7 protein-coding genes and 4 pseudogenes are annotated in these 12,066 nt (G+C 60.9%); 3 read left to right on the forward strand and 8 right to left on the reverse strand.

The features are described from left to right. Positions 1-21 precede the first annotated feature (21 nt). Entirely contained in the window at positions 22-1,608 is a 1,587-nt protein-coding gene (locus tag NLM32_RS08805; RefSeq protein WP_254128707.1) for an IS66 family transposase, read from the forward strand. Positions 1,609-1,840: 232 nt separating this feature from the next. Here NLM32_RS08805 and NLM32_RS08810 read toward each other — a convergent pair whose 3' ends face one another. Both NLM32_RS08810 and NLM32_RS08815 read right to left on the reverse strand, forming a co-directional pair. Then, positions 1,841-2,191, reverse strand: a complete 351-nt coding sequence (locus NLM32_RS08810) for a DUF6788 family protein (protein WP_254128668.1) — start codon at positions 2,189-2,191, stop codon at positions 1,841-1,843. A gap of 122 nt (positions 2,192-2,313) precedes the next feature. After that, positions 2,314-2,625 (reverse strand): annotated as a pseudogene (locus NLM32_RS08815) (transposase); the annotation flags it as partial. Positions 2,626-2,714: 89 nt separating this feature from the next. Between NLM32_RS08815 and NLM32_RS08820 the strand changes: the two are divergent. After that, positions 2,715-3,840 (forward strand): annotated as a pseudogene (locus tag NLM32_RS08820) (IS3 family transposase). A 287-nt stretch (positions 3,841-4,127) separates the two neighbouring features. On the opposite strand, the gene NLM32_RS08825 reads toward NLM32_RS08820, so the two are convergent. The 6 genes and pseudogenes from NLM32_RS08825 to NLM32_RS08850 form a co-directional block, all read right to left on the reverse strand. Continuing rightward, positions 4,128-5,826, reverse strand: a protein-coding gene (locus NLM32_RS08825) for an IS66 family transposase (protein WP_254128648.1) whose coding sequence is annotated in 2 segments (ribosomal slippage) — positions 4,128-5,103 and positions 5,102-5,826 — 1,701 coding nt in all. Because the reading frame shifts where the segments join, the coding sequence is not laid out codon by codon here. Positions 5,827-5,870: 44 nt separating this feature from the next. Continuing rightward, positions 5,871-6,224: an IS66 family insertion sequence element accessory protein TnpB gene (gene tnpB, locus NLM32_RS08830; protein WP_254128708.1), complete on the reverse strand. Its 354-nt coding sequence runs from the start codon at positions 6,222-6,224 to the stop codon at positions 5,871-5,873. Continuing rightward, the gene (locus NLM32_RS08835) at positions 6,221-6,622 is read right to left on the reverse strand and encodes a transposase (protein WP_254128652.1); all 402 of its coding nucleotides are present in this window, start codon (positions 6,620-6,622) and stop codon (positions 6,221-6,223) included. The genes tnpB and NLM32_RS08835 overlap by 4 nt, the downstream gene beginning before the upstream one ends. A gap of 69 nt (positions 6,623-6,691) precedes the next feature. Then, positions 6,692-7,521 (reverse strand): annotated as a pseudogene (locus tag NLM32_RS08840) (IS3 family transposase); the annotation flags it as partial. An 89-nt stretch (positions 7,522-7,610) separates the two neighbouring features. Next, positions 7,611-9,306, reverse strand: a pseudogene (locus NLM32_RS08845) (MFS transporter). 608 nt (positions 9,307-9,914) lie between these two features. Continuing rightward, the gene (locus NLM32_RS08850; RefSeq protein WP_254128709.1) at positions 9,915-10,391 is read right to left on the reverse strand and encodes an Lrp/AsnC family transcriptional regulator; all 477 of its coding nucleotides are present in this window, start codon (positions 10,389-10,391) and stop codon (positions 9,915-9,917) included. 156 nt (positions 10,392-10,547) lie between these two features. On the opposite strand from NLM32_RS08850, the gene NLM32_RS08855 reads away from it, so the two are divergent. Next, positions 10,548-12,062, forward strand: a complete 1,515-nt coding sequence (locus tag NLM32_RS08855) for an NAD-dependent succinate-semialdehyde dehydrogenase (protein WP_254135260.1) — start codon at positions 10,548-10,550, stop codon at positions 12,060-12,062. Positions 12,063-12,066: the final 4 nt, after the last annotated feature.

A 12,066-nucleotide genomic window follows, 5' to 3' on the forward strand; every position in this document is an offset into this window, starting at 1 on the left:
TGACTTCGATTCAAGACTACGATGAGTCGCAAGCCCACGACGCACGAGCTGGAAGCCTTGATCGCGGCGCACGCGGCCGAGATCGCGGCGCTGAAGGCCGAAAACGAGAAACTCGCACAACGCGTGCTGCATTTTGAGGAGCAGTTGCGCCTGGAGCGCCTGCGCCGGTATGCGCCGAAGAGCGAAAAGCTCAAGGAGCGCATCTTCAACGAAGCCGAGCAGGCCGCCGCTGAAAGCCGGGACGACGACGATGTCGAGGCGGTCGCCGTGCCGGACACGGGATTGCCGGAGGCTCCAAAGCCGGCGCCGAAGACACGCGGCCGCAAGCCGCTGCCTGACGATCTGCCGCGCCAACGCCTCGAACATGATCTGGGTGAGGATCAAAAGGACTGTCCGTGCTGCCATAATCGGATGCATCGGATGGGCGAGACCGTCAGCGAGCAGTTGCACGTCGAGGTGAAGGCGTCGGTGCTGCAACATGTGCGGTTCAAATATGCCTGCCGTCACTGCGAGCGCACCGCGCTGAACACCCCGATTGTGACCGCGCCGATGCCGGCGCAGCCGCTGCCGGGTAGCGTCGCCACGCCATCGACGCTGGCGCTGGTGCTCGCCAACAAATACGTCGACGGCACGCCGCTCTACCGTGTGGCGGACGCGCTGGGGCGCGCCGACGTCAGCATCAGCCGCGGGACGCTGGGCAACTGGGTGATCCGGGCGAGCGAGTTGCATCTGCATCGGGTCTATGACGCGTTACAGCAAAAGCTCAGGTCGCAGCCCCTGGTCCACGGCGACGAAACCTGGGTCCAGGTTCTTAAAGAGGACGGCCGTGATGCGCAGGCCAAATCCTTCATGTGGGCCTATCGCAGCGGCCAGGACTGCGCGCAGCCGGTCGTGCTGTTCGATTACCGGCCCGGTCGCGGCCAGGAACATCCTCAGGCCTTCCTGGCCGGCTTTCGCGGCTTGTTGATGAGCGACGGCTATGACGCCTGGCGCACGCTGACAGGCACGACCCATCTCGGCTGTATGGCGCATGCGCGCAGGAAATTTACCGATGCGCTCAAGGCCAGGACAAAGCCTGGCGGTCCGCCATTGCAGGCGCTCAGGTTCTTCGAGGCGTTGTATGAGGTCGAGAGGGTGGCGCGCCAGACGCCGCCCGACGGCGAAACGTGCGCCGCATACACCTTGCGGCTGCGCAAGCAGCATAGCCTGCCGGTATTGGCCGCCTTCCGGACCTGGCTCGACGACCAGGCGCCGAAGGTCCTCCCCGAAAGCTTCACCGGCAAGGCGATCGCCTATACGCGCAACCAATGGGATTATCTGACCCGTTACACCAGTGACGGTCTCGCCCCGATCGATAACAATGTTCTGGAGCGCGACATCAGGCCGTTTTGCACCGGACGAAAAAGTTGGCTGTTCAGCGACACCGTTGCCGGCGCCAAGGCAAGCGCCGTGATCTACAGTTTGGTGCTGACATGCCGGGCATGCGGCGTCGATCCCTATGCATGGCTACGTCACGCGCTCACCGAATTGCCCCAGCGCGCGCCAGACGCCGATATCGAAGATCTGTTGCCGTTCAACTGCACCGCTCAAAAAAAACCTGCCAGCTGACAACGACAGCGGCTGACGGTCGAACGCTCAGGATCAATCAAGCCGTTCCGATGATCCCGCTGGGGCCCGGCGTCACGCGACACCGCGGCCAGCCGCGCGCGCAGCCTGTGCAGCAAAATGCGCGCTTACGAAAATCGGAAATGGCCTGCAGCAACGGCTCCAGCCGCAGGCCCTGACGCACCAGCTCCCAATCAGCAAAACTGACCTGCCGCTCCGCTGTCCGAGACACCGCTCAATCCTCGTCGCTCTCCGCAGCTCCGGCGTGGGCTCGCTTCAGCGCCTTCACGTATCGCGGCGCCGCTTGGTGCAGCAGATCCTGCAGCGCGCGCCCGTTGTCCAGGCTGCACTGGACCTCCGGCACAAGCTCTTCCGGCACGTAGACGGCAACACGGCGCCCATTTGCCCGACCGTACAGGACATAGCTTTGATGCTGTTCGCCAGACCGGCACGCCGCGCAATTCTCGCGGATGCACCGGCTCCGCCGCAGGCTCAGCGAACCGAGAAGCGCAGGCCAAAGATTTGCCGATTCACTCCGCAGCCAGTGCGCGACATCAGAAGGCGATTCCGAATCAACATGCTTCATATGAAGTATGTGATACCGTGCACATGTGCGTCGCAAGAAAAAACGTACTCGAAAATCGCGCGATACCCCGTATTTTAAAGGGCGAAATGTGTTTCGCGACAGAAACTAGCTAGGCTCAGGACTCATTGATTGAGATAGAAGGCGACGGAGGCTGCGATGCAGATCGCCGAGAAGAAGGTGTGAGCGCATCGGTCGTAGCGGGTGGCGATGCGTCGCCAATCCTTGAGTTTGGCGAATAGATTTTCGATCTTGTGACGGGAGCGATAGAGGCCTTTGTCGTAGGCGAGCGGCTGCTTGCGGGTTCTGGTCGGCGGGATGCAGGCTTCCATGCCTTTAGCCTTCAGGGCGGCACGGAACCAGTTGGAGTCGTAGCCGCGGTCTGCGATCAACGCCGAGGCGGGCGGCAGGGCTTCGAGCATCAGACGAGCGCCCTTGAGAGCTGGCTCCGCAAATTCGGACAGTAGCTTGAGTGGATTTTCTGCCTGACAGCGGCGAGGATTCTCGCCGCGAATCAGGAGCGAAGATGACGAAGAGGAGTCGCCGGACGCATTCTCCGGCATTCAAGGCGAAGGTGGCTTTGGCGGCCGTGAAGGGGGAGAAGACGTTGGCCGAACTGGCGCAACTGTTTGATGTCCATCCGAACCAGATCACGACCTGGAAGAACCAGCTCCTGGAAGGCGCCGCCGGCGTGTTTGGGCAGGACAAGGGACCGGCCGAGGCGCCGGTCGATTTGAAGGCGTTGCATGCCAAAATCGGCGAGTTGGCGTTGGAGAACGATTTTTTGTCCGGCGCGCTCACCAAGGCGGGCCTGCTGAGCGCAAAGCGATGATCGACCGCGACCATGATCTGCCTGTCGTGCGCCAGGCAAAGGTCCTGAACCTTGCCCGCAGCACGGTCTACTATGAGCCTCGGCCGGTTTCGGCCGAGGACCTTGCCTTGATGCGCCGGCTCGATGAGTTGCACCTCGATTATCCCTTCGCAGGGGCGCGCATGCTGCGATCGCTGTTGCGGCGTGAGGGCGTGCAGATTGGCCGCCGCCACGTCGCGACGCTGATGAAGCGCATGGGGATCGAGGCGATCTATCGCCGTCCGAACACCAGCAAGCCGGCACCGGGCCACAAGATCTACCCGTACCTGTTGCGCGGATTGAAGATCGAACGGGCCGACCAGGCGTGGTCGATGGACATCACCTACATTCCGATGCGGCGTGGCTTCGTCTACCTCGCGGCGGTCGTTGATGTGTTCAGCCGACGGGTCCTGGCCCATCGCGTATCGATCACGATGGAGGCAGCTGCGTCGAAGCGCTCCAGGAGGCGTTGACGAAGCACGGCAGGCCCGAGATCTTCAACACGGATCAGGGCAGCCAGTTCACGAGCGTCGACTTCACCAGCGTGCTGATGGACGCCAAGATCGCTATCAGCATGGATGGCAAGGGCGCCTGGCGTGACAACGTGTTCGTCGAGCGGCTCTGGCGCACGATCAAATACGAGGAAGTCTATCTGCGCGCCTACGACAGCGTGTCCGAGGCGCGAGCGTCGATTTCCAAATATCTGGCGTTCTACAATCAGGGACGCCCGCACTCGAGCCTTGACGAACGCACGCCCGACGAGGCTTACTTCGGCGTGCAAGCGATGGTGATGGCCGCATGATCGTCGCCCGCGATTTTGTCGTCGCTCTGGTCGGGCTACGCCCTCCCGACGCAACGACAAAATCGCAAAGCCCCGCAGTCAGTGTAAACCGGCAGGAATCCACTTAATTTCCGCGGGGCGCTGTCCAAACAACCGGGGCCAGCTCTATTTTCAGCTACGACTGTACTGCTGCGGTTTGGTGTTCCCAAAGATCGGAATTGCGGGACTCTTGTATGCACACGAGGAGGGCCGCGTGATCGGCTGGTGCGCGCGTAAACGGTCCGCTTTATGATCGTCGCGCGTGAGGTTCAGGCCGCCCGCTGATCGGCAGCGGCCTGTTTTTTAGCTTGGCGCAGGCGCTTCCACTCCCAGGGCAGCAGTTCGTGCAGACGCGAGGCGGGCAGATCAGCGATACGGGCCAGGACGTCGGCGAGCCATGCTTTGGCATCGACGTCGTTCAAACGGCAGGTAGTGATCATCGTCAGCATGACGGCGCAACGTTCAGCGCCGCGCTCGCTGCCCGCAAAGGTCCAGTTGCGCCTGCCCACAGCCACGCCGCGCAGCGCTCTTTCTGCGGCATTGTTCGTCAGGCAGATTCTACCGTCGTCGAGGAAGCGCGCGAAGTCGTCCCAGCGGTTGAGCATGTAGTTCATTGGCTTCAGGACCTCGGAAGAGCGCGAGAGGGTTTCGCGCTCGCGCAGCAGCCAGGCGTGCAGTTCGTCGAACAACGGCTTGCTCTTTTCCTGGCGCACGGCACGCCGCTCCGCGGCGGTCTTGCCGTTGATCCCACGTTCGATCTCGAACAAGGCGTCGAGCCGTTTGACCGCCTCCAGCGCGATCGGGGAGATCGGCTTGCCCTTTCCGCCGTTCCGGACATTCATCTCGATGTCGGCCAGCTCGAAGAACCCCCTGCGGGCATGGGCCATGCAGAAGGCGGGCGTGAGCGGTCGGTCCTTCCGCCGCTCGTCGAACAACGGATTGAGACCGCTGTAACAGTCAGCCTGAAGGATGCCCTGGTACCCGACCAGGTGTTTCTGGGGATGTTCACCCCGTCGGTCGCTCGAGGCGTAATAGACCGCAGCTGGCGGAGCTGTGCCCGCGAAGGGCTTGTCATCCCGAACATAAACCCAGATGCGCCCAGTTGTGCACTTGCCCTTCGCCAGGATGCGGATGGTGGTGTCGTCACCGTGAAGACGCTCGGCCGCGAAGGCATGCTTCTCGATCAGCTCGAAGATCGGAGCCAGGGCGAAGGTCCCGTGGCCGACCTGGTCGGCCAGCGTGGACCGGCATGTCGATGCCCTCGCATTTGAACCGGGAGCTCTGGCGGTTGAGCGGGATGTGCATGCCGAACTTGTCGAACAGGATTGTCGCCAGCAACTGCGGACCGATGAAGCCGCGCGGCGTGGCATGGAACGGCGCCGGTGTCTGGCTGACCTGCCCGCAATCGCGGCAAGTGAACTTCTCGCGGACCGTCTCGATCAACTTGAACCGGCGCGGGATCTCCTCCAGCGTCCTGTTTGCATCCTCGCCCAGCTTCGACAGCCGCGACCCGCCGCAACAGTGGCAGGCCGTCGGAGGATCGATGACGATGCGCTCGCGCTCGATGTCGTCCGGCCAAGGCTTGCGCACCGGCCGCTTGCGCGTGAAGGCGCGTACGCTCTGCGTCTTCGCCGCTGCAGCGGCCGCGGCGAGCTCGTCCTCGGTCGCCGACATAACAACATCTTCAAGCTGCAGTTCCAGCTGGTCGATCAGTCGCGCCCCGCGCTCGGAGCGCTGCCCATAAAGCTCGCGTTTCAGCTTCTCGATGCGCAGCTCAAGATGTGCAATCAGCGCTTCGTTGCCGGACAGCTTTGCCAGCGCGTTGGCTGCTTCGGCCTGCGCACTCGCAGCCTTCGTCTCGGCTTGCTGACGCGCTTCTCGTTCGACTCGAAGAACCTCGCGCTCAACCCGCAACGCCGCCAGGGCGCTCGCAAGGTCAGAGGGAAGATCGTCCGCTTTCGATGTCACGAAGCCATCGAATCAGATCAGCGCAAATATGCAATCGCAAAATGCTATCCGACACGCGTCGGGCGCCATGTTTCTTGCGGATGACGCCAATCTATTCCGGACAGAAGATAACTCAGCTGCGCCGGCGATATTGGAACGGCGCCACCATCAACGGTAGGCCAGATGAACTTCCCACGTTCCAATCTTTTTGTAAAAAGGCATGCGCCCTGGCCATCGTGCCAGATGCACTTCAAAAGCGAACCACTGCGACCGCGGAAGACGAAGAGATTGCCCTCCATCGGGCTCATTCGGAGCACCTCCTGTACCCGCAACGCAAGAGACGGGCATCCACACCGCATGTCGGTATAGCCCGTCGCTAGCCACACACGCACGTTCTGGCCAGAGGGAAGCGATATCACCGCAGCGTCTCCAGACCACGCATGATCCGAATCAGCGCGTCAACATCGACCCCCCTGTCCACAATCACCCGACAACCGTTAGAAGCCAGAATCTCCATACGACTGCCGGCCGCGCTCGTCATCGGCGTCGCGGGCGCCGCCGGGACCTCCGGCACGATCACCGCTGGCACAAATCCTTCAACCGAAGTCGAACCAAAACGCCCGCCCCGGGCTGCGTTACGCCACTCAGCCAACTGCGAGCGCGTGATCCCGTATTTGCGGGCCGTGGCCGACCCTAAACGGGGCAATGAATAGCTCTCGCCGACGATTTTCAGCTTGACCTCGTCGCTGAACCGACGTCGACCGCCCCTATCAACGATCTCAAGCCGACTGACAGAATTGATTGTATGGATGTCCATACAGGCGATTTCTGACGTGTTCGCAAAAATTCACAACGCGCAATTCAGCGGTCACGGCCGTACGCGTACGTTGCAGGTGAACTCGGTGCCATGGTCGGACACGATCATTCCTGGCTTGCGGCGTCGCTCGACGATTGCCGTGAGTTCGCGGGCCACGCGCCGCCCCGAGATCAACGTGTCCGGAATGGCGCCCAGGCATTCCCTGGTGACGTCGTCGACGATGTTGAGGATGCGGAAGCGTCGGCCATTGGCGAACTGGTCGTGGACGAAGTCCAGCGACCAGCGGGCATTGGGCCTGGCCTCGACATGGATCGGGGCCCGGGTCCCGACCGCCTTGCGGCGAGCCCGCCGCTTGCGGACGGTGAGCCCTTCCTCGCGATAAAGCCGGTAGATCCGGTTGATCCCCGATGGCTCGCCCTCCCGCCGCAGCAGGACGAACAGGCGGCGATAGCCGAAACGCCGCCGCTCGTTGGCGAGATCGCGCAATCGGCCACGCAGAACTGCGTCCGGTGGGCGGCTGGAGCGATAGCGGATCATCTTCCGATCCGCACCCACGATCGAGCGGGCCCGCCGTTCCGACAGGCTCATGACGGCCTGCGGATGCGCGACAGCAGCGCGCTTGGCGGCGGGCCCTACCATTTTTTTGAAAGGAGCTCACGAAGTGCGGCTGCATCGAGCATCTGCTCGGCCAGAAGCTTCTTCAGCTTCCCGTTCTCCTCCTCCAGGGCCCTCAACCGCTTCGCCTCGGAAACGTCCATGCCGCCGAATTTGGCCTTCCAATTGTAGATCGTCGCCTCGGAGATCCCGTGCTTGCGAGCCAGATCGGCCGTCTTCGCCCCGGCCTCATGCTCCTTCAGCACCGCAATGATCTGCTCTTCCGTGAACCGTGCTCGCTTCATCTGTCCGTCCTTCTTCGGGCCGGACTCTAACTCCTCCTGGAGGAAATACTCAGTGGCAGGTCAGATCAACCGCGGCGCGGTTCGTCTTTCTAATGTTTGCGCGTCCGACGACGGGCGGCGCGAACCTCTTCGACCGTAAGCAGAACTTGACCGCGCAACACCTCGTTCGCAGTGTGATCAGCACCATCTTCGCTCCGACGCACCGGTCCGAAAGGGCGCTCCAACATGCGGCGGATGCGTATGGGTCCAAGGCCGATGTGGAAAGCTGACGCGCGGCGATCCAGAGCGCGCTCGGACTGCGTCGACCGGTTGCGTTGACGCAGGTAATCTAGCCACGTTGGGCAATGATAGCGCTCTATCCACATTTCAGGATCGGCGATATCACGCGCAGCTGACCAGCCGTAGGCCCCACTGCGCTGGCGGAATGATTGGATTTCTTGCATCACATTATGAAAGGCTCGTGCATTCACTTGGGCCACACGATATTCGATTTCGACCACTACCGGCCCGTCCAGTAAGTTCAAGGCGCACTTCAGGATCGGCCAGCATCTCGGCGTCTTGTTCGCGAGCGCCAACGCGTGGCAAGCGCAGCCAGAGCCCCAAGGCAGCTGACGCAAGCATTAGACTGGTCGAAATCAACAGGCTAGTTTGCACACCGACGACGTCTGTCAAATATCCCCACCCAGCACCCGACTGCGACTCCACCCGCTCCCGCTGCCTGGTAAGCAGCAAGCTATCGGCCTGCTACCCAGCCGAGCGCCGACAGCTGCACCGCAATGTTTAGCAGCGCCCACGCGATCATCCATACGGACCCCGCTACAAACAGCGCGGCCACGGTCAACGTCAGCTGCCGGCTCAGAGCGACTGCAATGATTGCTCCACCCATCGAGAACGCGCAGGCGCGGATGCGGCCTCGTCGCTCATCCGCTTGCGCATCGGTGTCAGAGTTAATGCGCCGACGACTGCGCCGGGGCCAAAAGCGCTGAGCATGATGCCATAATTGTGCGCGTCACCTTGCAACACGTTACGTGCGACAATCGGTATCAGCCCAATACTGCCGCCGTCGACCACGCCAATCACCGTGGAGCGGGCCAGCACGATCCTAATTGACGGCGAATTGACGATGTACCGGGTCCCGGAAACAATGGCGCGACTCAATCTCTCAGGAGGTAAACGCTCAGGTTCGGAATTCCGCTTCCACAGGAACAGGGCCAATATCAGGGGAAGGTAGAGCAGGGCATTCAGCGCAAACGAAACTACCGCGCCCGCGCTCGCAACAACGATGCCGCCAATGGCGGGTCCTATGCTGCGCGCGATGTTAGAGCTAATGCTGTTAAGCGCAACGGCCGCGGGAAGACTTTCCAAGGGAACCTGTTCGCTGACCGAGGATTGCCAGGCCGGATCCATCAGCGCCATGCCAGTGCCGACCACGAAGCACAAGGCGAGCAGCAGGTTCGGAGTGACCAGGCCGAGCGCAGCAAGGATCGCCAACCCGGTTGCGCCGGCAAACGCGATACCGACCGAGGCCAATGCCAACAATACGGCGGTCGTACATGTCAGCGATGGCCCCGGCGGGGATCGAGATCAGCATGACCGGCAACATCAGAGCGGTCTGCACCAAGGCAACGATGTCGGAGTCATCGACCAGGCCGCGCCGACGCCTCGAATGAGCGCTCCTAGATTGGCGAGCACGCCCGCAGACCAGATCCGCTGCAAGGAGACATGCCGTAGCGGCGCCAGGATGCCCTCACTGCTGGACGTCTGGCCCTCGGCCGACTCGTTCATCTCGGTTGCTCCGATCAGATAGTCAGGAACCCAGGACTGTCCGCCAGTAAATGGACACGCACCCGATGTGATCTGCGCAGTTTGAGCGCGCAACCCTTAGGATCCTAGCTAATGATTCTGAAAACCCACGAAGTGTGGTTCGTGCCACCTCGCGTAAGACGTTGCGATTGCCTCTCAAGCGCAAACCACCGGTTCCTTTGCGCGGTCATCTTCTGCGATGCCAAAGCGACCTCGCTCGGATGTGGAATGTGCGTAGCTAACCTGGTCTGACCGAGGAACGGATCGTCGCGTCCCCCAGTCTGTACTTTGACATTGATGCAGCTCGGGGGATCGACGCAGGCCCTCATGTCGTGGTCAGCTCAAGTGAGGCTGGGTGGTGAGCAACGAACGGCGGACGAGCCTCCGCCAATATCTGGTGCTTTGCATCATCTCGTCAGAGTCGACGGGGCACGCAATTGGCTGTGAGACCGACGCAGATTGCCAATCTGTGTCAAGCAATCATTCTTCCAGCTGAATAGAGTAGAAGATAAATCGCGAGGAATTTTGGGGTTGTCTGCGAGTGAACGATGAAAAACGCAAGTACGCACGACCAAAAAGCAAGATCGAAGTCAGTCGTCGTCCGGCATCTCGATCGGAACAGCAAAACCGCTCTTTACGCGATCCATTATAACCATGGTCTTGAATCCCTTGATGTCCGGATTCTCATAAAAGAACCGCCGAGTGAACTGCTCATAGTCTTCCATTGTACGAGCGGTAATGTAGAGGACAAAATCTGCATCACCCGTGACGTAGAATCCATTAACGACTTCGGCCGACGACTTGATGGCCTTCTTGAACCTATCGATGATGTCCGAGCGCTCCCGCTCCAGACTCACCAGCACAAGCATCTGAATGGGCCTTCCGACTGCCGCCGCCGAAACGATCGAGACATCAGATTCGATGATTCCTTCCGAGCGCAGTCTCTTCAGCCGCCGTTGGCATGCGGTGGCCGAAAGGCCTGCCATCTCGCCAATGACTTCGGAAGTCAGGCGATTGTTCTTCTGAACGATATCGAGGATACGCGCGTCAATTCGATCGTATCGCATGAGCAGGCTCCGGCTTTCAGGTGTATTCCGTCGCAGAATGCCGATGTGTTGCAGGAAATCGTCCGGACCGCGGGGAAATGCGACGCAAATCCGTCTCCGACATCAGTATCCTGAATGCACCGACAATTTCAACAAATGACCGTCTGGGACCCACAAATGGCGTTTCAATCTACCCGGCACAAAAGCCCGTACCCGATCGGCTTAGCTGCAAGACATCTGCAAAATCTGGGCCGTCGCGATTTTCTGACCGGGGCCGCGCTTTTCGATGGTCGCTGGGTTGCAGGCGAAGAACGAGATGCTGTAGTCGACCCCGCTACTGGCGAAGAGATTGCGACTGTTGCTCGTTGCAGCGCTGCGGACATGAAGGCGGCGATCGCTGCGGCTGAGCAGTCGTTTCCCTGCTGGCGAGAAATGCTGCCCGCAAGGCGCGGGGCGATCCTTAGGTCTTGGGCGTCATTGATACTCGACCACGCGGACGAACTCGCTGTCCTGGTCACGAGCGAGCAGGGCAAGCCTCTCGCCGAAGCACGCCACGAAATTGCGTATGGCGCCGGCTTTCTCGAGTGGTTCGCCGCGGAAGGGGAGCGTGCATACGGAGAGACAATTCCGAGCCACAAGGTTGGAAGTCTGCTTCACGTGCGCATGCAACCAATCGGAATCGCCGCGGCCATCACGCCCTGGAATTTTCCTGTCGCGATGATTACACGAAAGGCGGGTGCGGCTCTCGCTGCGGGCTGTCCGATCATTGTGAAGCCTGCTCCCGAGACCCCGCTCTCTGCTCTCGCCATCGCCAGATTGGCCGAACAGGCCGGACTCCCGCCGGGAGTGTTTCAAGTCCTCGTCGGAAATCCGATCGAGCTGTCCACGCCTCTGCTGCGCGATCCAAGAATACGTGCGTTGTCCTTCACAGGTTCTACGGAAGTTGGTCGCCTGCTTCTTGAGGGAGCCGCCGACAGCGTCAAGAAGGTGTCGCTGGAGTTGGGGGGGCATGCCCCCTTCATCATATTTGATGATGTCGATCTCGGGAAGGCCGTCAACGGAGCGATGGCAGCAAAGTTTGCCACCTCAGGCCAAGACTGTTTGGCTGCGAACCGCATCTATGTGCAAAGAGGTATCTATACCGCCTTCATCGATGCATTCGCCGCGGCAATGGCTCAACTCAAGGTCGGTCACGGCCTGGACCCAGCAACAGATGTCGGCCCGATGACGAAGCTATCGGTCGCCGACAAGTGCAGGATCCAAATCGATGATGCGGTGAAACACGGAGCGAGACGCGTTGCGGCAAAACAGTCGGCCAATCTGACGCCCAACTTCGTTCCCCCGACGCTGCTCACCGGTGTTACCGAAAACATGCTCATCGGGCATGAGGAAACATTCGGGCCAGTGGCTGCGGTACTTCCCTTCGACTCCGAAGAGGAGGTCATCGCTCGCGCAAACGCCAGTGAAATGGGCTTGGCCAGCTACGTCTACACCGACAACCTGCGTCGGGCGCTGCGACTCTCTGAGCGTATCGAGTACGGCATGGTTGGCGTGAACACAGCCTCATTCACGGGCCCGCCTATTCCGTTCGGCGGATGGAAGCAATCGGGGCTCGGTCGCGAGGGGTCGCGACACGGCCTGGCCGAATATATGGAACTGAAATACGTCTGCTTCGGCGATCTGGCGGGTTAGGAGA

The organism is Bradyrhizobium sp. CCGUVB14 (assembly GCF_024199935.1).
GTDB lineage: Bacteria > Pseudomonadota > Alphaproteobacteria > Rhizobiales > Xanthobacteraceae > Bradyrhizobium.